A 22,133-nucleotide genomic window follows, 5' to 3' on the forward strand; every position below is an offset into this window, starting at 1 on the left:
CGGACGCCGGCGCGTGGTCAGGAGCCGCCGGAGAAGCGGGAGCCCGCCGCCGTCAGGGCGGGTTCGGCCCGGGTGGGGCCGTTCAGCAGGCCGTGCAGCAGCGCGGGGCGGCGGTCCGGGGTGACGTCGGACAGGAGGGCGGCCAGGACGGCCATGCGGGCCTGACCCGCACGCAGCGATCCGGTCGGGACCGCGCCGGCGGCGACCAGGTCCACGGCCCCGCCGCCCGTGTAGATCTCCGCGACCGGACCGGCGGCGACCCGGGTGCTGAGGGCGATCAGCGCGCCCTGGGCGACGGCGTCCTCGACGGCCTCGGCGATCTCGGGAGTGGCGTTGCCCGCGCCGGTGCCGACCAGCACGACGCCCTGGGCGCCCGCCGCGACGGACGTCTTCAGGAAGAGCGGGTCGCCGTCGCTGTGGTGCATGACCATGTCGACCCGGGGCGGGGTCGCGGTGACGGCCGTGGGGAGCGGCAGGGGCGTGGGGCGGTCGGGGCTGCGGCGTATGTCCACGCTGCCGAATCCGACCTTCCCGAGGTCGTGCTCGGAGGGGTCGGCGAACGCGTCGGCCGCCAGGGTCTGCGTCTTCACCGTGCCGCGCGCCGCGTGCACCCGGCCGTCGAAGACGACGAGCACGCCCAGGTCACGTACCGAGGCGGCGACCTGCAGGGCGTCGTACACATTGCCCGGGCCGTCGCCGTCGCCCGTACCCAGCGGGCGCTGTGCGCCGGTGAAGACCACCGGTCGCGGGTCGGAGTGGTGGAGGTCCAGGAAGAACGCCGACTCCTCCAGGGTGTCCGTGCCGTGCGTGACCACGACACCGTCCACGTCGGGGTCGGCGAGGGCCGCGTGGACCGCGCGCAGCAGCGTCAGCTGGCGGGCGCTGGTCATCCGGGAGCTGTTGACGTTGAACAGGTCCACGACCTCGACCGTCACGCCCTCCGGGAGGGCGGAGGTGGCCAGGACGTCGTCGCCGGACGCGTCGGCGGCGTACCCGGTGCCCTGCCAGCGGCTGGCGATGGTGCCGCCGGTGCTGATGAGGGTGATCCGGCGGGGCCGGTCGTCGCGTGTCCACTGCATGTCTATGTGTCCCGGAGGTCGAAGGTCGTCGCCCTCGCAACGATAGGACAGCTTGTATCGAATGTGATTGCGGATTCAGGCCCGGAATCATGAATTTCGGCGTGCATAATTGCGTCATGGACAGGATCGATCGCAGTATCTTGCGTGAGCTTCAGGAGGACGGTCGGCTGACCAATCTGGAGCTCGCCCAGCGCGTCGGCCTCAGCGCCTCGGCCTGCCTGCGGCGGGTGCGGCAGCTGGAGGAGGACGGGGTGATCCAGGGCTACCGCGCGGTCATCGACCCGGCGGCGGTCGGGCGGGGTTTCGAGGTGCTCGTCTCGATCGAGGTCCGGCGCGACCGGGAGACCGTCGAGGCCTTCGAGGAGGCGCTGCGGGACATCCCCGACGTCATCGAGGCGCACCGCCTCTTCGGCAGCCCCGGCTGCCTGCTGCGGATCGCGGTCGCCGACCTCGCCGCGTACGAACGCCTCTGGATCGAGCGGCTGACCTCACTGACCGGAGTCACCGAGGTCAACTCGCAGATCATCATGAAGCGGATCAAGGAACCGCGCGGCCTGCCGGTCGAACGCTGAGGTGCCGGCCGAGTCGTTCGTGTCGCTGTTGGGCCGAACGGGTGAGGGGCGGGAGGATGGGTGCATGAGTAGGTACGAGAGGTACGACGTCACCGACGAGCAGTGGGAGGGCCTGGCCCAGGTCGTGCCCCTGCGCGGCCGTGACGAATGGCCGTCCAGGGTCGACCACCGCGCGATGCCCGACCCGTACGAGGACGCCGAGCAGCGCCGCATGGTGGTCCTGCGTGTGCAGGTCTTCGCCGACGCCCGCGAGGTCGCCGAATACCTCATCGCCCAGATCCCGGTGCTGCTCGACCTGACCAGCGCCGACACCGAAGTCGCCAAGCGCATCCTGGACTTCAGCAGCGGTGTCGTCTTCGGACTCGGCAGCGCCATGCACCGGGTCGACCGCAACGTCTTCCTCCTGACCCCGGCCGGCACCGAGGTCGAGGGCGCGCCGGACACGGAGTCGCAGGACGACGGCGCGGGGATCACCGTCCCCCGATCGTAGGAAGGTCATCACGGTGTAACGGTTCGTCATACACCGGTCTGCGTACGGTCCGATCATGCACTCCACCGGCGGCCTTACGCCCGATTCCGACGCTTCCGCCACCTCCCTCGCCACCGCCGTCGTGCCCGGTCCCGCACGCGACTCCGTACGAGCTTCCGCGCACTCCGGACGCTCGGCGCACTCCGCGCACGAGCCCTCGCGCGACATGATGCGGCAGCTCATCGGCGGTTCCACACGACGCCCCGCTCGCCCCGCCCTCACCGAACTGCGTCTCTCGGCCTTCGCCTCCCACCGCGCGGCCATCCATCCCCTCGGGCCCGTGACGCTGTTCGCCGGGGCGAGCGGGAGCGGGAAGTCCAGCGCTCTGCGGGCGTACGAGGCGCTGGCGCGGCTGGGCGCGGGAGACGACCTGGCCACCGCCTTTCCCGACGCGGCCGACTGCGTTCCCGAACGGGCCAGGCCCGATGCCCAGGGGAGGCGGGGGTTCAGGATCGGATGCACGGTCGACGGCCCGGCCGGCCCCGTCCACCTCGACCTCGCCGTACAGGCCGAACCCCGGCTCCGTATCGTCGGCGAACGGCTCACCTGCCGCGGCCGCACGCTGCTCGCCACCGCCCTCCGCGATCCGGGCCGCGACGCCGTCCAGGCCGAATGGCACACCGCCGGGGCCACCCCCGTCACACGGGCACCGTTCCCCGACGACCTGTTGGGCACGGCCCTGCTGCCCCTGCGGGTCGCGGGCAAGACGAAGGGGCAGTTGGAGGTCCTTGCGGCGGCCGAGCAGGTGGTGGTCGCGCTGCGTTCCGTCTTCGTCTGCGACCCTCAGCCGGATCTGATGCGCGCACCGGTTCCGGCGGGCGAGGGTCGGCTGCGGCGCGGCTGCGACAACCTCGCGGAGGTGCTGCACCGCACCCGCACCGACTGCCCGCGCCGGCATGCCCGGTTGGCCTCGGTCGCGGGCGCGGGCTGCGCCGGGACCGTGACCGGGGTCGGTGTCGAGGAGCTTGCGGACGGGAGGGTACGGGCGGTGCTGGAACGCGCGGTCGCGCAGGCCGGGGCGGCGTACGTCCGGGCCGGCGCGGGTGCCTCCCCCGCCATGCCGCGCCCGACGGCCACCCCGCTGGGACGGCTCGGTGACGGGGAGCTCCGCTATCTCGCCCTCGCCCTCGTCCTCCTCACAGGACCGGGCGTGCTCGCCATGGATCAGCTCGCCGAAGTCCCGGACGCCATGCGGACGCTGACCGTTCTCGCGGACGGCTGCGACCGGGGTCTTGACCGTCGGCAGCTCACGGAACTGCTCGGCCTCGCCACGACCATCTGTGCCGGTGGACACATCAGACTCGTGGCCACCGTCGGGGAGTCGGCCGCTGCGAGCGCGCGGGAGATGCCCGGGGTCTCGGTCGTGGAGCTGCGGCCGTGACCTGAGAGGGGAGGGGGACTGCCCTGCGGACGGGCCTGCGGACTGCCCTGCGGACGGGCCGAGTTCGCGGTCCGCGTCGGCGGTGATGTTCGACCGGAACGAGATCCGCGTCCGCGGCGGTCGGCCCCAGAACGGTCCACGAGTGCCGCCGAGGACGGTCATCGTCACTCTTCGGAGTGATCAGGTTTTCCCCATCGAGCTTCCTGTCCAGAGATTTCCGAATTCCTCTGGCGTTTGGGCTCAGGCGCCTTCACTCTGGGTAGTGGAGTGAGTAGGCAGTAAGTCGTACGAACGGGGGCGGCGTCGATGGAAGCGGAGCGACTGATCGCGACGGGGCGGAACGCGCTGGCGCGGAGCGTGGAAGCGTTGGACATCGTGGCGGAGGCATGGCAGGCGCAGGCCCTCGCCCAGGCGATAGGGAGTCATCTCGCGCTCTGCGGACCGCTGGAGGTGCGGGGCGAGGCGCGGGGGTTGAGCGAGGTCGCGGGTGGGCCGGGGGCGGTCGACCATCCCGCGCTGCGCATCGGCGGATTGAGGGCCACTCGGCTGACCGAGGTCGGGGACACGCGTGTGGCGTTGACCGCGCTGAGCGCGCTGCTCGGAGAGGTGGGCATCGCTCTCGTCGGGGTGGCCTGTGTCACCGACGAGGAGGGCCTGTACTGGCAGTGCATCGAGGCGATCGACGCCGCCGACGAGTCGAACGACCGGGTGCGGGGGATGCTGCGCCGGCTCGCCGTGCGGGAGCGGGACCGGCCGCCCGATGCCGCCCGGGGGCGAGCGGGCCCGGCGGGGCCGTCATGAACGGGAACCGCGGGAACGGCGACCGGGGAAACGGGCGGTGGGCGGCCGGGGCGCTGTCAGTCCGTGCGGGGCTCGCCCTCGGCGCGGGCCTCATGGCGGTCCGCCGAGGACTGAAGGTCGGCGTCGAGCTGCGACAGATCGGCGTTGAGCGCCGCCATCAGCTCCTCCATCTGCTGCAGCAGGCCCTTGGGGGCGCCGGCGCCCTTCTGCTCGGGCACGGACTGCTGCACCGGCTGCTCGGGCATCGCCCTTTGAGGCGCGGCTTCCTGGGACATGGCGGCCTCCTCGGCCCAGGCCCGTCCCGTGAGGGAGGGCCACACGTGAGAACGACACACCGGCAGCGGCCGCCGGCGCGCGGGCCGGGCGGTCCGGCTCCGCCCGAGCCAACGACGGGTGCCGGGCCACGGTCACTGGCCTGGCGGGACGCGCCTCGCCAGGAGGCCGGTATTCACCCGACCGTGCAGGGGCGGAGCGGATGCTGACGGAAGGATTGACAGCCCGGGCGGTCGGCGCCGTCAGTGCCGTGGCGGCCGCAGGCCGTCGATGAGGACGGTCAGCACCTGGTCGGCCTCGTCGGGGGCGTGCTCCCGGGTCCAGGCCGCGGCCGCGATCAGTGCGAACAGCTCGGAGGCCGTGGTGTCGCCCCGTACCTCCCCGGCCTGCTGCGCCCGCTCCAGCAGGTGCTTGCCGGACGACTGCATCGACGTGCAGGCGCTGTTCAGTTCGGACGTCTCGTCCTTGAGGCTGTCCATCAGCATCGTCACGAGACCCCGGTATGTGGTGGCATGGGCCACCGCCGCCCGTACCCAGGTCGCCAGCGCGGCTCCCGCGGGCTCGGTGGTCAGCAACCCCCGTGCGGTGTCGTCGAGTTGGGAGATGCTGTCGCGGAGCATCGTTTCCAGCAGGCTCTCCCGGGTCGGGAAGTGGCGGTAGAGCGTCGCGTTGCCCAGCCCCGCCTGCCGGGCGATGTCGTCGAGCGAGGTGTGGATGCCGTGCTTGTCGAAAGCCTTCCTGGCCTCGGACAGGAGTCGCTCGTAGTTGCGGCGGGCATCTGCGCGCATCGGGCGTTCTTCTCCTCGCCGGGGCTGGATGGTTCAAACCGGGGTGTGACCCCGTATTCTATCCCGCCTCCGCGTCGGACTTCTCTGCGCCCGAGGGGGCGGTGCGCATGAGGAGGGTCAGCAGGATGGTGAGCGCGGTGAATCCGGCGCCCCAGGCGAACGCGGTGGTGACGCCCTCGGTGAGGACGAAGTCCGACGTGCCCTTGGCGTCGAGGCCGGCCGGGACCTCGTCGGCCGCGCCGCGGCTCGCGGCGCCGAACACGGTGACCATGATGGCCAAGCCGAGCGCGCCACCGATCTGCTGCATGACATTGAGCAGACCGGACGCGGCGCCGGTCTCCTCCGGTGCGACGCCGGACATCAGGATGGTGGTGACACCGACGAGTAGGGTGCCCATGCCCAGACCTGCGACGAGCATCGGGCCGAGCAGCGCGGAGCCGTACTCGGCCTCGGGGGTGATCCCGGCGAACCAGATCAGGCCGACGCTGATGGCCGCGGCGCCGATGGCGGTCAGTACGCGCGGGCCGGCCTTGGGCAGCGCCTTCGCGGCGATGCTGGACGCGGCGAGGATCAGCACGGCCAGCGGCACGAACGCCAGACCCGCCTGGATCGGGGTGAAGCCGCGAACCTCCTGGAGGAACTGGGTCAGGAAGAAGAACAGGGCATTCCCGGCCGCCATGACGAACAGCAGCGAGAGGTAGCCGGTCGCGCGGTTGCGGTCGGCGAACAGTCGAAGCGGGGTGATCGGCTGCTTGGCGTGGGTCTCGATGAAGACGAAGAGTGCGAGCAGGACGAGGGCGAGGGTGAAGGAGCCGAGGGTCAGGATGTCGCTCCAGCCGCTCTCGGCGGCCCGGATGAAGCCGTAGACCAGTGCGGTCGTTCCGACGGTCGAGGTGAGGGCGCCGCCGAGGTCGAAGCGGGCGGGCTTGCGCTCGGTCTCATGGATGAACATCGGGGCCGCGATCAGCAGCGCGACGCCGATCGGGACGTTGATGAAGAGCACCCAGCGCCAGGAGAGCCAGTCCGTCAGCAGGCCCCCGCCGATCAGGCCGACGGCGGCGCCGGAGCCGGAGACCGCAGCGTAGAGCCCGAGGGCGCGCGCCCGGGACGTGCCGTCGGTGAAGTGGGTGGCGATCAGCGCCAGCACGGTGGGCGCCGCGACGGCGGCGCCGACGCCCTGCAGGGCGCGGGCGGCGAGCAGCGTCCCCGCCGAGTCGGCGAGGCCGCCGAGCAGCGAGGCGAGGGTGAACACCGTGACGCCGACGAGCATGCCCCGGCGGTGTCCGAGCACGTCTCCGGCGCGGCCGCCGAGCAGCAGCAGTCCGCCGAAGGTCAGTAAGTAGGAGCTGAGGACCCAGGAGAGCCCGGTCGGCGTGAAGTCGAGCGCCTCCTTGAGGTCGGGGAGGGCGATGTTCACCACGTTCACGTCGAGGATGAGCATCGTCTGGAGGGCGAGCACGATGGCGAGCACCGCGCCGGGGCGGCGGTTCGCCGAGCCGCCCTGATGAGGCCGGCGGCGGCTCGCGGGGCTGGTGACGGTCTCTTCACTCATGGCTTGGGCAACTCCTCGACAGCTAAACGGGGATACTCCACGGTTCTCTCGGAAGATACAGGGAGTGTCCCCGGTTAGCAATCGTCGGTGTGCCCGCAGCAGTTGACGCCCGGGTGTCGGTGGTAGACCTGGTGCCGTGACGGAACTGGATGTAGCGGGACTGCAGCGCAGGCTGGCCGAGTTCGCGGCCGCACGGGAGTGGCAGCCGTACCACCGGCCGAAGAACCTGGCAGCGGCGCTCAGTGTCGAGGCGGCCGAACTGCTGGAGATCTTCCAGTGGTTGACGCCCGACGAGGCGGACCGGGTGATGGACGACCCGGAGCGGGCGCACCGGGTCGAGGACGAGGTCGCGGACGTGCTGGCGTATCTGCTCCAGTTCTGCGGGGTGCTCGGCGTCGATCCGCTCGCCGCACTGGCGGCGAAGATCGACCGGAACGAGGTCCGCTTCCCGGCAGGCCCGCCCCGGGGAGGGGCCACGGGAGGGTCCACGGAGGCCGATGAAAGAGGTTGACGAGCACCCGGCGGTGCAGGATGGAGGTATGGATCTTCGAATCTTCACGGAGCCCCAGCAAGGGGCCGACTACGACACCCTGCTCACGGTCGCCAAGGCCACCGAGGAACTCGGCTTCGACGCCTTTTTCCGCTCCGACCACTACGTCAGCATGGGAGCCGCCGACGGCCTGCCTGGGCCCACCGACGCGTGGATCACGCTGGCCGGCCTGGCCCGGGAGACCAACCGGATCCGTCTCGGCACCCTGATGACCGCCGGTACCTTCCGCCTTCCCGGCGTCCTGGCCATCCAGGTGGCCCAGGTGGACCAGATGTCCGGCGGCCGGGTCGAACTCGGCCTGGGGGCGGGCTGGTTCGAGGAGGAGCACCGGGCGTACGGGATTCCGTTCCCCAAGGAGAAGTTCGCACGGCTCGAGGAGCAGCTGGCGATCGTCACGGGCCTGTGGGGCACCGAGATCGGCAAGACGTTCTCCTACGAGGGCGAGCACTACCAGCTCGTCGACTCGCCCGCGCTGCCCAAGCCGGCCCAGGAGAGGATCCCGGTGCTCATCGGCGGGCACGGCGCGAGCCGCACCCCGCGCCTCGCCGCACGGTACGCCGACGAGTTCAACATCCCGTTCGCCTCGCTGGAGGACAGTGAGCGGCAGTTCGGACGTGTCCGGGCCGCCGCCGAGGCCGCCGGCCGCCGCGCCGACGACCTGGTGTACTCCAACGCCCTGGTGGTCTGCGTCGGCAAGGACGACGCCGAGGTGGCCCGCCGCGCGGCGGCCATCGGGCGCGAGGTGGAGGAGCTGAAGGCGAACGGCCTGGCGGGCTCGCCCGCCGAGGTCGTGGACAAGATCGGCCGGTACGGGGCGATCGGATCGTCCCGGATCTACCTCCAGGTCCTCGACCTGGACGACCTGGACCACCTGGAGCTGATCTCCGCCCAGGTCCAGTCCCAGCTGGGCTGAGGCCGACCCGAGGGAAGGACACCCGATGGCACACGCGCGCACCCTCGCCGAGGCGCTCGCCGACGACGTACTCGTCCTCGACGGCGGGCTCTCCAACCAGTTGGAGGCGCAGGGCTGCGACCTGCGCGACGAGCTGTGGTCGGCCCGGCTGCTCGCCGACGGGCCCGAACAGATCGCGGCCGCGCACACGGCGTACGTGCGGGCGGGCGCCCGGGTGCTGATCACCGCCGGCTACCAGGCCACCTTCGAGGGCTTCGCCCGGCGCGGCATCGATCGGGCCGAGACCGCGCGGCTGCTCGGACGCAGCGTGGAGCTGGGCCGGGCGGCGGCGGAGGGGGCCGCCGAGCAGGTGTGGGTCGCCGGGTCGGTCGGCCCGTACGGGGCGATGCTCGCCGACGGCAGTGAGTACCGCGGCCGGTACGGGCTGACCGTGGCCGAGCTGGAGCGGTTCCACCGGCCCCGCGTCGAGGCGCTCGCGGCGGCGGGGCCCGATGTGCTGGCCCTGGAGACGGTGCCCGACGTCGACGAGGCCGAGGCGTTGCTCAGGGCCGTCGAGGGATGCGGCGTGCCGGTCTGGCTCTCGTACACGATCGCCGGGGAGCGGACGCGCGCCGGGCAGCGGCTGACGGAGGCGTTCGCGCTCGCGGCGGGCAATGACCAGGTGATCGCGGTCGGGGTCAACTGCTGCGAGCCGGAGGACGCGGGCGGGGCCGTGGAGATCGCCGCCGCGGCGACGGGGAAGCCGGTGGTCGTCTACCCCAACAGTGGTGAGGTGTGGGACGCCGAGGCCCGGGCGTGGCGTGGGAGCGGATCCTTCGACCCGGGGCGGATGCGGGAGTGGCCCGCGGCCGGGGCCCGGCTGCTCGGCGGCTGCTGCCGCGTGGGCCCCGAGCGGATCGCCGCGCTGGCCGCCGCCCTCGCGGATCCCGCGGAGGGCTAGGGGCTGTCCGGCGGATCCTGGCCGGACAGCCCCTAGGAAAATGCCTGGTCGGAGGGGGAACGGCGGACCATACTCGGACGTGTGTTCCTGACGATCAGTACGACCGGCACCCCCGAACGTCCCGCGACCGATCTGGGCTTTCTGCTGCACAAGCATCCCGACAACGCGCAGACGTTCTCGACCTCGCACGGCACGGCGCACGTCCTCTACCCCGAGGCGACCGCCGAGCGGTGCACGGCCGCGCTCCTCCTCGAGATCGACCCCGTGGCGCTGGTGCGCCGTGGCAAGGGCAAGGGCCGGGGCGGCGCCCCGGACGCCGCACTCGCGCAGTACGTGAACGACCGGCCCTACGCCGCGTCCTCGCTGCTCGCCGTCGCCCTGTCCACGGTCTTCAAGAGCGCCCTGCGCGGGAGCTGCAAGGCGATGCCCGAGCGGGCCGCCGCGCCGCTGCCCCTGCGCATCGAGGTGCCGGCGCTCCCGTCGCGCGGCGGGGCCGAGCTGGTCGGCAAGCTGTTCGGCCCGCTCGGCTGGGACACCGTCGAGGCGGAGCCGGTCGCGTTGGACACCGCGTTCCCCGAGTGGGGCGACTCCCGCTATGTGCGGCTCGTCCTCGAAGGGGAGCTGCGGCTCGCCGACGCGCTCAACCAGCTCTACGTCCTACTGCCGGTCCTCGACGACGCCAAGCACTACTGGGTGGCGCCCGACGAGGTCGACAAGCTGCTGCGCGCCGGTGACGGCTGGCTCGCCGACCACCCCGAGCAGAAGCTGATCACCAGCCGTTATCTGTCGCGCCGCTGGGGCCTGACGCGGGCGGCCATGGAGCGCCTGGAGCTGGTGCGCCTCGCCGAGAGCGACGACCTGGACGTGGACGACGTCGACAACGCGGTCGACGAGACGACCGACACGGAAGAGAAGCCGGTGCCGCTCGCCGAGCAGCGCCGGGAGGCGATCCTCGCCGCGCTGCGTGCCGCCGACGCGACCCGCGTGCTCGATCTCGGCTGCGGGCAGGGCCAGTTGGTGCAGGCGCTGCTCAAGGACGTGCGCTTCACCGACATCGTCGGCGTCGACGTGTCCGTACGCGCCCTGACGATCGCCGGACGTCGGCTCAGGCTGGAGCGGCTCGGTGAGCGGCAGGCCGGCCGGGTGAAGCTGATCCAGGGCTCGCTCACGTACACGGACAAGCGGCTCACCGGCTACGACGCGGCCGTCCTGAGCGAGGTCATCGAACACCTCGACCTGCCGCGGCTGCCCGCGCTGGAGTACGCCGTGTTCGGCTCGGCCCGACCCCGGACGGTCCTCGTGACCACGCCGAACGTCGAGTACAACGTCCGTTGGGAGTCCCTCCCGGCCGGACACGTCCGGCACGGCGACCACCGCTTCGAGTGGACCCGCGAGGAGTTCCGCACCTGGGCGGAACGCGTCGCCGAGCAGTACGGATACGGCGTCGAGTTCACCCCCGTCGGCCCGGACGACCCCGAGGTCGGTCCGCCCACGCAGATGGCCGTCTTCACGCAGAACGCCGAGACCCCGGCCCCGACCGAGACCCCGACCCCCACCCTGGCCCGGACACCGACCCCGACCTCGAAGGAGGAGCAGGCATGACCGACACCACCGACACCGCCGAGACCCGCACGCTGCCCGTAACCGACCTGTCCCTCGTGGTCCTCATCGGTGCGAGCGGCTCCGGCAAGTCCACCTTCGCGCAGCGCCACTTCAAGCCCACCGAGGTCATCTCCTCCGACTTCTGCCGCGGCCTCGTCGCCGACGACGAGAACGACCAGAGCGCCAGCAAGGACGCCTTCGACGTCCTGCACTACATCGCGGGCAAGCGACTGGAAGCCGGCCGGCTGACCGTCGTCGACGCCACCAACGTGCAGCAGGAGGCCCGGCGCCAGCTCGTACAGCTGGCCCGCCGGTACGACGTGCTGCCCATCGCGATCGTCCTCGACCTGCCCGAGGACGTGTGCCTGGCCCGCAACGCGGGGCGACCCGACCGGGCGGACATGCCGAGCCATGTCGTCCAGCGCCACCGCCGCGAACTGCGCCGCTCGCTGCGCGGTCTGGAGCGCGAGGGCTTCCGCAAGGTGCACGTGCTGCGCAGCGTCGAGGAGGTGGAGGCGGCCGAGGTCGTCCTGGAGAAGCGGTTCAACGACCTGCGTCACCTCACCGGCCCCTTCGACATCATCGGCGACATCCACGGCTGCCGCTCCGAGCTGGAGACCCTGCTCGCCAAGCTCGGCTATGTGGACGGCCACCACCCCGAGGGGCGTACGGCCGTCTTCGTCGGTGACCTCGTCGACCGCGGACCGGACAGCCCGGGCGTCCTGCGCCGCGTGATGTCCATGGTGGCGTCCGGTGACGCGCTCTGTGTGCCCGGGAACCACGAGAACAAGCTCGGCCGCTGGCTCAAGGGCCGCAAGGTCCAGGAGACGCACGGCCTCGCCGAGACCATCGAGCAGCTGGGCCGGGAGACGGAGGAGTTCCGCGCCGAGGTGGGCGCGTTCATCGACGGGCTCGTCAGCCACTACGTCCTCGACGAGGGCCGGCTCGTGGTCTGCCACGCCGGTCTGCCGGAGAAGTACCACGGCCGGACCTCCGGCCGGGTGCGTTCGCACGCGCTGTACGGGGACACGACGGGGGAGACCGACGAGTTCGGGCTTCCGGTGCGTTACCCGTGGGCGGAGGAGTACCGCGGCCGGGCCACGGTCGTCTACGGCCACACCCCGGTCCCGAACACCTCGTGGGTCAACAACACCATCTGCCTCGACACGGGCGCGGTGTTCGGCGGGAAGATGACCGCGCTGCGCTGGCCGGAGCGTGAACTGGTCGACGTACCGGCGGAGAAGGTCTGGTACGAGCCGGCCAGGCCGCTCGCCACCGAGGCGCCCGGCGGGCACGAGGGCCGCCCGCTGGACCTCGCCGACGTGCACGGACGCCGGATCGTGGAGACCCGGCAGATGGGCAACGTCTCCGTACGGGAGGAGAACGCGGCCGCCGCGCTCGAAGTCATGAGCCGGTTCGCCGTCGATCCACGGCTGCTCGCCCATCTGCCGCCGACGATGGCGCCCACGGCCACGTCGAAGGAGGACGGCTACCTGGAACACCCGGCCGAGGCCTTCGCGCAGTACGCGGCCGACGGGGTCGAGCGGGTGGTGTGCGAGGAGAAGCACATGGGCTCGCGGGCCGTCGCGCTGGTCTGCCGGGACGAGGGCGTGGCGCGCGAGCGGTTCGGGGTCGCCGGAGTGACCGGCTCGCTGCACACCCGCACCGGACGGCCGTTCTTCGACGACGAAACCGTCACCGAGCAGGTCCTCGAGCGGCTGCGGGTGGCGATCACCGCCGCCGGGCTGTGGGAGGAGCTCGACACGGACTGGCTGCTGTTCGACGGCGAGCTGATGCCGTGGTCGCTGAAGTCCGCCGGGCTGCTGCGCTCGCAGTACGCGGCGGTCGGCGCGGCCTCCCGCGCCGTGTTCCCCGGTGCGCTCGGCGCACTGGAGCAGGCGGCGGCCCGGGGCGTGGGCGGGGTGGACGCGCTCCTCGCCAAGCAGCGCGAACGGGCGGTGGACGCCGAGGCGTTCACCGAGGCGTACCGCCGGTACTGCTGGCCGACGCAGGGTCTTGAGGGTGTCCGCTTCGCGCCGTTCCAGATCCTCGCCGCGCGGGGCCGCTCGCTGGCGGCCGTGCCGCACGACGAGCAGCTCGGGTGGCTCGACCGGCTGGTCGAATCCGACCCGACCGGTCTGCTGCAGGTCACGCGACGGCTCGTGGTCGACACGGGCGACGAGGCGTCCGTGCGGGCCGGTGTCGACTGGTGGCTGGAGATGACGACGGCGGGCGGCGAGGGCATGGTCGTCAAACCGCTCGCGGCGCTCGTGCGGGGCGCCGACGGCCGGCTCGTCCAGCCGGGCGTGAAGGTCCGCGGCCGGGAGTACCTGCGGATCATCTACGGTCCCGAGTACACCCGTCCGGAGAACCTGGAGCGCCTGCGGAACCGCTTCCTCGGCCACAAGCGGTCGCTCGCGCTGCGCGAGTACGCGCTGGGCCTGGAGGCGCTGGACCGGCTCGCGGAGGGCGAGCCCCTCTGGCGGGTGCACGAGGCGGTCTTCGCGGTGCTCGCACTGGAGTCCGAGCCGGTGGACCCGCGTCTGTGACAGGCGCACCACGGGGGGCGCAGGGGAATGGATAGCTGCGCTCCCCTGCGCCCCCCGTGCTCGTTGACGGGCCTCTTCGGCAGCCCCTAGCGTTCTTCACCCCACGACGTGACGCAGTGTCAATAGTGTGACTGCATACGTCACTTGAGGTGGGAACAAACACACGGACGCGCGGGCACGGTCCCCACGTGGCTGCCAGGGCTTCGCAGGTGGGCGGGGGTGAGTGACGGTGAGTCTGTTCGGCCAGGACCGCTCCTTCCTCCACGCCCTGCCCGACCGGGACCGCCGGACGCTCCTCGCCGAGGGGACCCCGCGCGCCTACGAGCCCGGCGAGGTGATGATCCGGGAACGGGACACCACCGCGTACGTCCTCGCGCTGATGTCGGGCTGGTCCGTCGTCTCGGTCGAGACCGAGCGCGGCACCCGCCTCATCCTCGCCCTGCGCGGCGCGGGCGAGGTGGTCGGCGATCTCGCCGCGGTGGACCGCCGACCGCGCAGCGCCACCGTCACCGCCCTCGGCCGCGTCGAGGCCGTCTCCATCTCCGGCGACCGCTTCCGGCGCTTCCTCGCCGCCCATCCGCACGCCACCTCGCTGATCATGCGGCAGCTCTCCGCCCGGCTCCGTAGCGCCGACGTCGAGCGCCGCTCCCTCGCGTCCGAGACCGTGCTCCAGCGGCTTGCCGCACGCCTGGTCGAGCTCGCCGAGCGGGCTGGCCGGCGCGCGGACGCCGGCACCGTACTCGAACTTCCCCTTCCCCAGCACGACCTGGCGGCCGCCATAGGAGCCACCAGGGAAGCCGTCGCCAAGGCCCTCCGGCTGCTGCGGGAACAGGACGTCGTGCGCACGGCGAACCGCCGTGTGGTCGTCATCGACATGCCCGTCCTTGTGCTGCTGGCCCAGGGCGGATCACCCCACACGAAAACGGCGGAGAAACCTCCGCCGGGTGTGTAAACGGCTACATCGCCGGCCGCCGCGCGCGGCCAGGCTTGACCCGTCACCACGGCAACACGGCACACAGGGAGTCCGAGTGAGCAGTGCGGGAGCGAGCGCGGGAGCGAGTGCGGGTGCGATCCACCGTCTCGTCGTCTTCGGTGACGCGGTCGGATCGGGCACCTGGAGCATGGACGCGAAGCGCCGGATGCGCGCCGCCATGTACGAGGCGTTCGGCGAGGCGTACGCCGCCATCGGCGTCGAACCGGGCACGGTCCACCAGGAGGACCGGGGCGACGGCATCCTCGGGGCGCTGCGCCCGGAGGTCCCGCCGGCGTTCATGGTCGGACGGTGGATCGACACCCTGTACGAGTGCCTGCGCGAGCACAACGCGGGCCGCCGCGAGCGGCTGCGGATGCGGGTCGGCATGAACGCGGGACTCGTCCTGGAGGACGGCCACGGCCTGGTCGGCCGGGCGGTCGACCTGGCCTGCCGGCTCTGCGACAGCCCCACGGCCAAGCAGATCATGACCGCCGCGCCCGATGCCGATCTGCTCGTCGTCGTCTCCGACTGGCTCTACGACAACGTGGTCGTGGAAGGCGGCCGCTATGTGGAGCCGGGGCACTACCGGCAGGCCCGGGTGCGCTCCAAGGAGACCGACGAGACCGCCTGGTTCCACATCCCCCGCAGAACGGCGCCGCCGCTGCCGCCGTTCGACGAGCGGGACGGCGGGGACGCCGGACACGGCAGTGGTGACTCCGAGACCGGCGGTGGGCCGTCGCGGGGGGACGGCCCACCGCCCACCGAGACCCCGCTCGGGCCGACGCGAGGCGACCGGTACCACGCAGGTCGTGACCTCCTGGTGATCAAGGACAACACCATCCACGGCGGAATCACCGGCATCCGGAACGGGGAGGGCGCATGAGCGACGAGGACGGCTCCCCGGCCCAGGACGAGCCCAAGGACGACGGCGCCTCCTCCGGTGGTGACCGGGGAGACTCCGCAGGAGCGGGGGGAGCGGCGGGCGGTGCCAGGTCCGGCAGCGACCGGGCCGACGGCGACCGGGCCGATGGCGCGGGCGCCGGCGAACAGCCGCCCGAGGCCAACCCCTTCGACCGGGCCGGCCGCAGTCCGCTCGACGGCGTCGGCGGCACCGGAGGCGCCGACACCGCGCGCGCCGCCCTGCGCACGCTCGCGCCGCGCCCCTCCGGCCGCACCTACGACATCGGCCGCGACGGCCAGATATTCGAGGGCAACCAGTTCTTCACCCAGTTCTGGTCGAGCCCCGGCACTCGATCCGACTTCGTGACGGGCCGCGTGCCCGAGGAGACCCTCCAGCACCTGGACGACATCTACTGCGAGGTGCCCGGCTACGTGCGGATGCGGGAACTCCTGCGGGAGACCCGCCTCCTGGTCCTGTGCGGCGAGAGCGGCAGCGGCCGCAAGGCCACCGCCCTCGCCCTCCTCTCCGAGCTCACCGACCACAAGGTCGCCCGCCTCGACCCCCGCCACCGCGTCGACGAGATCGAGACCGAGGTGCTGGAGCGGGCCTGCGGCCACCTCCTGGAGCTGCCGTCCGACGACGCCCGGCCCGAGCACGAGCCGCGCCGCGGCCGCGACGAACCCCGTGGCAGGGCCGCCCGTGCCCGCGTCCGGCTCTCCGAACTGCACCTCGACCGGTTCAGCCGGCAGCTGCAGGAGCAGGAGGCGTTCGGCGTCGTCCTCGTCGAGAGCGGCGACCTGGCCGACCGGTTGATGCGCGGACGGTACGGGATGTACTGCCCGCCGCCGCCCTCCGACGAGGTCCTCCACCGTCATCTGCGGCAGCTGCTGCGCGGCGAGCCCGCGGGGGCCCTCGACGCCGCGCGGGCGCTCGCCCGACGGCCCGAGGTGACCAAGGCCCTGGGGCTCGACGCCCTGCGCCCGCGCGAGGCCGCCCGGCTCGCCGACCATCTGGCCCGGCGGCAGAAGGAGGAGCTCACCGACGAGGAGCTCCTGGAGGACTGTTCGGCGTTCGTACGGGCCCAGGCGCGCGCCTGGTTCGCCGGCGCGGACCGGCCCGGCACCCTGCCCGAGGCGCAGCCGGCCCTCGACGCCACCGCTTTCCGTATCGCCGTCGCCGTCTTCAACGGCTCGGCGTACAGCATCGCGGCCGAGGCCGCCCAACTCCTCGCCTGGGAGCTCAGCTCCACACTCGACCCCGAACACCCGCCGGGCCGCAGGCTGTTCGGCACCCACGCCGACAGCCGTCCGGTGCTCGCCCGCTCCGTCCTGGAGGACGGCGAGCTCGACCTCGGGCCGGCCAAGGTCCCGGTGCGGGCGATCCGCTTCCAGGGCGACGCGCTGGCCACCGCCGTCCTGGGCGAGGTCTGGCACGGCTACCACAACGTGCGCGGCCCGGTCTCCCGCTGGCTCCGCTCGCTGTGCGACGACCCGCGTCCGGAGGTGTGGGTCCGGTCGTCCATCGCCGCCGGAGTGCTCTGCTCCTGGGACTGGATCCACGGGTTCGGCGAACTGATCGCCCCGATGGCGACCATGGACGGCGCCGTACCGCGGATGGCCGCCGCCACCGCGCTCGCCGAGGCCGCGCGCGATCCGCGGGTGCGGCCCGCCGTCGTCGCCGTCCTGAAGCAGTGGGCGTCCGGCGAGGACGACGGGCTCCGCGACGTGGTCCTGCTCACCCACGGCTACATGCTGGCGGCGGGCACCGTGAGCGGTTCGCTCGACGCGCTGGCACGGGTGGTGCGCGGGCGCGAGGCGACCGACGTGGAGGTCATCTCCGCGGCGGCGTTCAGCGTCGTCAGGCTCCTCGCCTCGGGGGAGCCGGAGACCGTGACCAGGCGGATGGCCGAGTGGCTCAAGGACGGGCGGCTCAATCTCGCCAACATGGTCCTCGTCTCCCTGCTGAACACCCTGACGTTCCGGACCACCCATCTGTGGGGGCTGCGCGACGTGCCCGAGCTGGAACCGCACGCCGCACGGCCGCTGCTCGTCGCGCTGCTCGCCACCCGGCCCGCACTCGCGCCGGAGCTGGGCGCCCTGCTGCGTCACACGCTCAACACGGCGCGCTCCGGGGAGGCCGCCCTCGACGGGCTCGGCAGCCTGCTGCGCCGCGCGGCCAAGGACGAGGAGGCGCTCGGTCACGTCTGCGGGCTGCTGCCGCTGCTCGGTGTGAGCCGCAGGGACCGGGATCGGCTGCGGGGGCTGCTGAAGGAGCTGGTCGGCGACCGGGACCGGCCCATGGACAAACGCGCGGCGGGCCGGATGTGGGACGCCGTGGCGGAAGGAGCGACGCGATGAACGACCCGCGGAACGGGGGCGGTCAGCCCGGCGGACGCCAAGGCCAGGGCCAGGGCCAGGGGCAGCGCCAAGGACAGGGCCAAGGCCGAGGTCAGGGTCAGGTCCAAGGTCAGGGCAGGGGCCAGGGGAGGAAGGGGCAGGGACCGGGGCGTCAGGGGCCCGGGGGCCCGCTGCTCCGCGAGCGCAAGCCCCCGTACAAGCGGGAGAGCGGCCAGATCGCGGCCGTCCTCCTCTACCGCAACGGCGGCCACCGGGTCATGTGGCCCGATCACCACGAGGACACCAACAAGCCCCTGCTCGGGTCGCCGTACACCGTCTTCGAGGTCCAGCTCGGCCGTAACGTCACCGAGTTCGAGCTCGCCCTGCCCGCCTCCGGCGACGGCGTCTTCTTCAAGGCCGCCGCCCGGGTGCAGTGGGAGGTCGCCGACCCGCACCTCGTCGTCACCCAACAGGTCTGGGACGTCGCCGAGTTGCTGCGCGACGACCTCCTCGACGGCCTGCGCGCGGTGTCCCGCAGGTTCCGGCTGACCGACGCCCAGCGCGCCGACGAGGCCGTACGGGACGAGTTGAGCTCCGGACGGTTCAGCCTCGGCGCGGATCTCGGGCTGCGCACCCGCGTCCTCGTCTTCATCGACCTGGACGACGCCATCAAGGACGCCATCGGCAAGCGCGACATGGTCGGCGTGACCATGCAGGTCGACGAGCGGGAGATGGAGCAGCAGCGTCTCAAGGAGGCGGCCGAGAGGCGGCTGGTCGCCGAGCGCGCCCGCGATCTCGAAGAGCTCTTCCGGCGCGGCGACCTGGCGCAGATCGCCCACCACATGGCGATGAATCCCGACAAGCAGTGGGACATCAGGCGCGAACTCCAGCAGGAGAAGCGTGAGGGCCAGGCCGACTTCCTCGCTGTCTTCAACCGGCTCCTCGACACGGGCGTCCTCGAACGGCACGACATCGGCGAACCGATGTACCAGGTACTGGAGTTCCTGCGGGAGAGCACCGGAACCGTGCTCGGCGGCGTCGCCGGACACGTCCTCAACCCGCCCGGGCCCGACCGCAGGCGGGCGGCGCTGGACCGGGGGCTGCCCGAACCGGTCCTGCCGCCCTGGGACGCCGACGCCTACGGGGACGAGGACGCGGACGCCCACGCCGACGAGGGCACCCGGAACGCGTACCGGGAGGGGGAACGGGGCGGCGACCGGGACTCGGGCGAACGGCCGGTGTACGAGCCGACCCGCGTCCAGTCGTCCTCCGAGCGGGACCGGGACGAACGCGACCGCTACGACAGCCGGGGCCGGCAGCCCCGCTCCCGGCCCAGCTCCGACTTCGACGACTGGGACTCCGAATGACCACGCCCGCGCCGGTCCCGGCGCCCTCCCCGCCCCCGACATCCTCCCCGCCCCCCGCGCCCACCCCGGCGCCGTCTTCCGCCCCCGACCCCGCCGACCTGCGCTTCATGGCAGACCGGCTCCTGGCCGACGTCCGCGAGGACATCGGCCGGGCCGACACCAAGGCGGCGATCCTGCTCTCCGGCGCCCTCGCCTTCCTCGCGGTGGTCTTCTCCCGGGACCGCGGCCCGCTGCCCTCGTCCGGCACGGACCTCGCCCTGCTCCTCGTGGCCGGGACGCTGTGGACGGCCGGGGTCCTGATGCTCGTCTCGGTGGTCCTGCCCCGCACCCGTACAGGAGCCGACCGCACCCTCCTGCGGGACCTGACGGCGGGGACGTCCTCGGACGCCCTGCGCGTACGGCTCACGGCGTCCGGCGACGACGCCACCGGCTGGCTCCTCGAACAGGCGAGCGTGCACGGTGTCGTGCTCGCCGCGAAATACCGGTGGCTGCGCCTGGGCGTCTGCTCCCTCGTGCTCGGCGCCCTGCCGGCCCTCTTCAGCGAACTGTGGTGAGAGACGATGCAGTGGAGAAACACGGGGGGCGTCCTGCTCCTGGCCGGCGCGCTGCTGGCGCTCTCCGGTCCGACGGGCCCCACCGGCGCGGACGCGGCAAGCCCGCGGACCCCCGCGGCGCCGAACGCCACGACCGCGCCGACGGAACCGTCGGACGGTCCGGACCCGATCGACTTCGCCGTCGTCGTGGACCAGTCGGCGAGCCTCGCGGACAAGGATCTGGCCCTGGAGACGGAGGCGGCCGCCCTCCTCAGCCAGGGTGAGATATCCGAACGCTCCCGGGCCACCGTCATCGGCTTCGGCAGCTCCGAGAAGGCCGGTCAGTCCCCGGTACGGGAGGTCTGCCCGCTCACCGTCGCCGACGCGGCCGGGCGCCAGAGCCTCAGCGACTGCGTCCCGCAGCTGACCCGGCGGGACGCCGCCGGCATGGGCCCCGGTACCGACTTCCCCGCCGCGATCCGCCAGGCCGTCTCCCGGCTCACCGAGGGCGGCCGTACGAACACACCCAAGGTCGTCTTCCTGCTCACGGACGGCAAGCTCGACGTGAGCGACAGCCCGGAGTACGGCACCGACAAGGCCAACCGGCAGGCGAACGGCGAGAAGCGGCTCGCCGAGGAACTCGCCCGCGCCCGGGCGGCGTCCGTCCAGATCTGGCCCCTGGGCTTCGGCGGCGAGATCGACCGCGCGGCACTCACCGCCATGGCCGAGGGCGGCCACCGCGGCCGCTGCGCCGACCTGGCGGAGGCCACCCCCAGGATGCGGGTGGTCGACACCGCGGCGGAGATCGACAAGGCGCTCCAGGAGACCTTCGCGGCCGCCCGCTGCGCGCGGATCGCGCACGGCACCGTCGGCAAGCCGCCCGCCGACCTGTCCGTCACCATCCCGCCCATCGCCACCGACGGCTCGCTCACGGTCGGCAAGCACGACCCCAAGGTGCGGGTGACCTACTACGACCCGAGCGGCCGCAAGGTGCCCACCCAGGGCGAGTTCGACGGCTCCACCTTCGAGGTCAGCGGACAGGACGGCCCGGTCGAGGCGCTGCGCGTCAAGAACCCGATGCCCGGCCGCTGGCGCGTCCACGTCGAGGCCCCGGAGGGCCACCGGGACCGCGAGGTCGCCGTCCGGGCGATCTGGCAGGGCAGGCTGCGCTCCGAGGTCACCCTCGACCCCGCCTCCCCGCGCGCCGGCCAGGAGGCCGTCGTGGAGGTACGGATGCAGACCAGGCGCGGCGTCGTCATCACCGACCCCAAGCAGCTGGAGGGCATCAATGTCTCCGCCGTGCTGAGCGGCGCCGGCTTCACCCCGGTCACCGTCCGCCTCGCCGACGACGGGCGCGCCCCCGACCGCCGGGCCGGCGACGTCCGGTTCACGGGCCGGATCACCGTCCCGGCCACCGCCACCGGAGACCTGGCACTCATCGCGAACATGGCGGCGCCCGGGGTCACTTCGGACCGCCGCCCGCTGAACACCACGAGGTCGGAGGGCACCCCCGCCGTCACCGCCGGGCTCACCGTCGACCGGGTGACCGTGCACCCCGGAGCCACGGTGCGGGGCACCCTCGACGTCACCAACAACGACAGCGGTCCGCACACGCTGCGCCTCGCACTGAAGGACCAGACGGCCGGCTCCGACCTGAAGGTGTCCCCGGCCACGGTCACCGCCGAAGCCGGCCGGAAGACCCGCGTCGACTTCACCGTCACCGTGGGGAAGGGCACCCCCGTCGGCGAACTCGGCGGCCTGGTCGAGGTCCTGGACCCCGAGGACGCCGGCCGGGTCCTCGACACCGCCTTCCTCGACGTCCGCGTCGAGGCGCCCCCCACCTGGTGGGACCGCTGGTGGTGGGCGGTGGTCGGCGTGGCGGCGGCCGTCCTGCTCGCCGGCGCCGTCGTGGGTGTCCGGCTGGCCGCCCGGCGCCGTCGCAAGGACCTGACCGGGGTCCGGCTCGAACTCCTCCGGGACGGACAGGTCCTCAGCACGCTCAGCGTCCGCAACGGCCAGAGCAGCGGCGGCGAGTACCTCTTCACGATCGAGGAGGCACGAGGGGCGGCCCCCGCGCTGCGCCGGGCTCGCGGCGCGTCCTCGGCCCACCGGCTGCGCCGGACGGGCGCAGGTGAACTGCTGCTGCGCCCGCACGGCGGGCGGGAGTTCGGCGTACGGCCCGGGGTGCCGGCCGGGCTCGACGACTTCGAACTCGTCGTCGGTGACGGCCGCCGCACCGCTCGCGGCGGTCCGGCGGGAGCCGGCGGCGCGGGTGGCACCGGCCGCTCGACGGGCTCGGGCCGCACCCGCACCCGCGGTGCGTCCGGCTGGCGCGACCGCGTCACCCGCCGCGCCCCCGCATCGGGCGACCGCGACACCGGCCGCGACCGCGACACGGGCCGCGACCGGAGCCGTACGTCCGGCACCGACACGGGCCGCCCCGAGCAGCCCACGACCACCAGCACATGGGACCCGAACTTCTGACCGGACCGCG

Annotated in this window: 19 protein-coding genes; 15 read left to right on the forward strand and 4 right to left on the reverse strand. The window is 72.9% G+C overall.

The window, feature by feature from the left end:
* Positions 1-17 precede the first annotated feature (17 nt).
* The gene (locus tag ABZ939_RS29520) at positions 18-1,079 is read right to left on the reverse strand and encodes an asparaginase (protein WP_361861660.1); all 1,062 of its coding nucleotides are present in this window, start codon (positions 1,077-1,079) and stop codon (positions 18-20) included.
* 116 nt (positions 1,080-1,195) lie between these two features.
* Here ABZ939_RS29520 and ABZ939_RS29525 point away from each other — a divergent pair, with 116 nt between their 5' ends.
* The 4 genes from ABZ939_RS29525 to ABZ939_RS29540 all read left to right on the forward strand — a co-directional run bounded on the left by ABZ939_RS29525 (position 1,196) and on the right by ABZ939_RS29540 (position 4,362).
* Entirely contained in the window at positions 1,196-1,651 is a 456-nt protein-coding gene (locus tag ABZ939_RS29525) for an Lrp/AsnC family transcriptional regulator (protein WP_329114786.1), read from the forward strand.
* 64 nt (positions 1,652-1,715) lie between these two features.
* The gene (locus tag ABZ939_RS29530; protein ID WP_361861663.1) at positions 1,716-2,141 is read left to right on the forward strand and encodes a cell division protein SepF; all 426 of its coding nucleotides are present in this window, start codon (positions 1,716-1,718) and stop codon (positions 2,139-2,141) included.
* Between the two features lie 205 nt (positions 2,142-2,346).
* The gene (locus tag ABZ939_RS29535) at positions 2,347-3,561 is read left to right on the forward strand and encodes an ATP-binding protein (protein WP_361861826.1); all 1,215 of its coding nucleotides are present in this window, start codon (positions 2,347-2,349) and stop codon (positions 3,559-3,561) included.
* Positions 3,562-3,867: 306 nt separating this feature from the next.
* On the forward strand, positions 3,868-4,362 hold the full coding sequence (locus ABZ939_RS29540; protein WP_361861666.1) for a DUF6099 family protein: 495 nt from the start codon (positions 3,868-3,870) through the stop codon (positions 4,360-4,362).
* A gap of 56 nt (positions 4,363-4,418) precedes the next feature.
* On the opposite strand, the gene ABZ939_RS29545 is transcribed toward ABZ939_RS29540, so the two are convergent.
* The 3 genes from ABZ939_RS29545 to ABZ939_RS29555 all read right to left on the reverse strand — a co-directional run bounded on the left by ABZ939_RS29545 (position 4,419) and on the right by ABZ939_RS29555 (position 6,975).
* Positions 4,419-4,637 carry a hypothetical protein gene (locus ABZ939_RS29545; RefSeq protein ID WP_361861669.1) on the reverse strand — a complete coding sequence of 73 codons (219 nt, stop codon included), beginning with the start codon at positions 4,635-4,637 and terminating at the stop codon, positions 4,419-4,421.
* A 240-nt stretch (positions 4,638-4,877) separates the two neighbouring features.
* The gene (locus ABZ939_RS29550; protein ID WP_361861672.1) at positions 4,878-5,423 is read right to left on the reverse strand and encodes a helix-turn-helix domain-containing protein; all 546 of its coding nucleotides are present in this window, start codon (positions 5,421-5,423) and stop codon (positions 4,878-4,880) included.
* A 58-nt stretch (positions 5,424-5,481) separates the two neighbouring features.
* Positions 5,482-6,975 carry an MFS transporter gene (locus ABZ939_RS29555; RefSeq protein ID WP_361861675.1) on the reverse strand — a complete coding sequence of 498 codons (1,494 nt, stop codon included), beginning with the start codon at positions 6,973-6,975 and terminating at the stop codon, positions 5,482-5,484.
* Positions 6,976-7,111: 136 nt separating this feature from the next.
* Here ABZ939_RS29555 and ABZ939_RS29560 point away from each other — a divergent pair, with 136 nt between their 5' ends.
* The 11 genes from ABZ939_RS29560 (at position 7,112) to ABZ939_RS29610 (ending at position 22,123) form a co-directional block, all read left to right on the forward strand.
* Entirely contained in the window at positions 7,112-7,486 is a 375-nt protein-coding gene (locus tag ABZ939_RS29560; RefSeq protein WP_361861678.1) for a nucleotide pyrophosphohydrolase, read from the forward strand.
* Positions 7,487-7,514: 28 nt separating this feature from the next.
* Positions 7,515-8,438 carry an LLM class F420-dependent oxidoreductase gene (locus ABZ939_RS29565; RefSeq protein WP_361861681.1) on the forward strand — a complete coding sequence of 308 codons (924 nt, stop codon included), beginning with the start codon at positions 7,515-7,517 and terminating at the stop codon, positions 8,436-8,438.
* A gap of 25 nt (positions 8,439-8,463) precedes the next feature.
* Entirely contained in the window at positions 8,464-9,378 is a 915-nt protein-coding gene (mmuM, locus tag ABZ939_RS29570) for a homocysteine S-methyltransferase (protein ID WP_361861684.1), read from the forward strand.
* Positions 9,379-9,459: 81 nt separating this feature from the next.
* A complete protein-coding gene (locus tag ABZ939_RS29575; protein ID WP_361861687.1) occupies positions 9,460-10,980 on the forward strand; it encodes a 3' terminal RNA ribose 2'-O-methyltransferase Hen1 in 1,521 nt (506 codons plus the stop codon).
* Positions 10,977-13,529 carry a polynucleotide kinase-phosphatase gene (locus tag ABZ939_RS29580; protein ID WP_361861690.1) on the forward strand — a complete coding sequence of 851 codons (2,553 nt, stop codon included), beginning with the start codon at positions 10,977-10,979 and terminating at the stop codon, positions 13,527-13,529. Before ABZ939_RS29575 ends, ABZ939_RS29580 begins: the two co-directional genes overlap by 4 nt.
* 229 nt (positions 13,530-13,758) lie before the next feature.
* On the forward strand, positions 13,759-14,481 hold the full coding sequence (locus ABZ939_RS29585) for a Crp/Fnr family transcriptional regulator (protein WP_361861829.1): 723 nt from the start codon (positions 13,759-13,761) through the stop codon (positions 14,479-14,481).
* 76 nt (positions 14,482-14,557) lie between these two features.
* Entirely contained in the window at positions 14,558-15,385 is an 828-nt protein-coding gene (locus tag ABZ939_RS29590; protein ID WP_361861692.1) for a hypothetical protein, read from the forward strand.
* Positions 15,382-17,760, forward strand: coding sequence for a hypothetical protein (locus tag ABZ939_RS29595; RefSeq protein ID WP_361861695.1), 2,379 nt, complete (start codon positions 15,382-15,384; stop codon positions 17,758-17,760). Before ABZ939_RS29590 ends, ABZ939_RS29595 begins: the two co-directional genes overlap by 4 nt.
* Entirely contained in the window at positions 17,757-19,106 is a 1,350-nt protein-coding gene (locus ABZ939_RS29600; protein WP_361861698.1) for a hypothetical protein, read from the forward strand. The genes ABZ939_RS29595 and ABZ939_RS29600 overlap by 4 nt, the downstream gene beginning before the upstream one ends.
* A gap of 107 nt (positions 19,107-19,213) precedes the next feature.
* A complete protein-coding gene (locus ABZ939_RS29605) occupies positions 19,214-19,660 on the forward strand; it encodes a Pycsar system effector family protein (protein ID WP_361861701.1) in 447 nt (148 codons plus the stop codon).
* A gap of 6 nt (positions 19,661-19,666) precedes the next feature.
* Positions 19,667-22,123, forward strand: coding sequence for a vWA domain-containing protein (locus ABZ939_RS29610; protein WP_361861703.1), 2,457 nt, complete (start codon positions 19,667-19,669; stop codon positions 22,121-22,123).
* The last annotated feature ends 10 nt before the right edge of the window (positions 22,124-22,133 follow it).

Origin of the sequence: Streptomyces sp. NPDC046712 (assembly GCF_040645695.1) — a bacterium.
In the GTDB taxonomy this organism is placed as follows: domain Bacteria; phylum Actinomycetota; class Actinomycetes; order Streptomycetales; family Streptomycetaceae; genus Streptomyces.

Bases quoted from the DNA above. Each gene is read 5' to 3' on its own strand.
- ABZ939_RS29520 (WP_361861660.1), bottom strand. From the start codon at position 1,079: ATGCAGTGGACACGCGACGACCGGCCCCGCCGGATCACCCTCATCAGC.
- ABZ939_RS29525 (WP_329114786.1), top strand. From the start codon at position 1,196: ATGGACAGGATCGATCGCAGTATCTTGCGTGAGCTTCAGGAGGACGGT.
- ABZ939_RS29530 (WP_361861663.1), top strand. From the start codon at position 1,716: ATGAGTAGGTACGAGAGGTACGACGTCACCGACGAGCAGTGGGAGGGC.
- ABZ939_RS29535 (WP_361861826.1), top strand. From the start codon at position 2,347: ATGATGCGGCAGCTCATCGGCGGTTCCACACGACGCCCCGCTCGCCCC.
- ABZ939_RS29540 (WP_361861666.1), top strand. From the start codon at position 3,868: ATGGAAGCGGAGCGACTGATCGCGACGGGGCGGAACGCGCTGGCGCGG.
- ABZ939_RS29545 (WP_361861669.1), bottom strand. From the start codon at position 4,637: ATGTCCCAGGAAGCCGCGCCTCAAAGGGCGATGCCCGAGCAGCCGGTG.
- ABZ939_RS29550 (WP_361861672.1), bottom strand. From the start codon at position 5,423: ATGCGCGCAGATGCCCGCCGCAACTACGAGCGACTCCTGTCCGAGGCC.
- ABZ939_RS29555 (WP_361861675.1), bottom strand. From the start codon at position 6,975: ATGAGTGAAGAGACCGTCACCAGCCCCGCGAGCCGCCGCCGGCCTCAT.
- ABZ939_RS29565 (WP_361861681.1), top strand. From the start codon at position 7,515: ATGGATCTTCGAATCTTCACGGAGCCCCAGCAAGGGGCCGACTACGAC.
- mmuM (WP_361861684.1), top strand. From the start codon at position 8,464: ATGGCACACGCGCGCACCCTCGCCGAGGCGCTCGCCGACGACGTACTC.
- ABZ939_RS29580 (WP_361861690.1), top strand. From the start codon at position 10,977: ATGACCGACACCACCGACACCGCCGAGACCCGCACGCTGCCCGTAACC.
- ABZ939_RS29595 (WP_361861695.1), top strand. From the start codon at position 15,382: ATGAGCGACGAGGACGGCTCCCCGGCCCAGGACGAGCCCAAGGACGAC.
- ABZ939_RS29600 (WP_361861698.1), top strand. From the start codon at position 17,757: ATGAACGACCCGCGGAACGGGGGCGGTCAGCCCGGCGGACGCCAAGGC.
- ABZ939_RS29605 (WP_361861701.1), top strand. From the start codon at position 19,214: ATGGCAGACCGGCTCCTGGCCGACGTCCGCGAGGACATCGGCCGGGCC.
- ABZ939_RS29610 (WP_361861703.1), top strand. From the start codon at position 19,667: ATGCAGTGGAGAAACACGGGGGGCGTCCTGCTCCTGGCCGGCGCGCTG.